This is a genomic window from Arthrobacter sp. ZBG10, from assembly GCF_001238605.1.
In the GTDB taxonomy this organism is placed as follows: Bacteria; Actinomycetota; Actinomycetes; order Actinomycetales; family Micrococcaceae; genus Arthrobacter.
Genome location: NZ_LFQH01000148.1, coordinates 1 through 231, shown reverse-complemented (window position 1 = coordinate 231; position 231 = coordinate 1). Strand labels below are relative to the sequence as shown.

Below are 231 nucleotides of genomic sequence, written 5' to 3'. Positions count from 1 at the left end.
CACACGGACGTGGTGGCGGCGTCCTGCTTCAGGGCACCCGAATCCACAATTACCTTGACCCCGGTGCAGGAAGCGTTGTCGGCGCTCGCCGACGCGGAGGCGCTGGCCGCGGGGGCGGAGGACGACGGCGGGGTGGCGGTCGGCGCGGAGCAGGCAGCGAGGCTGAACAGGAGACCTGCGGCGGCGAGCGAGCTCGCGGCGGCGGTGCGAAGGGTAGTCAAGGTCACGAGT

At 71.9% G+C, this 231-nt stretch carries 1 pseudogene; it reads right to left on the bottom strand.

From position 1 onward, the window contains the following. Positions 1-231, bottom strand: a pseudogene (locus ACU18_RS20085) (hypothetical protein); the annotation flags it as partial.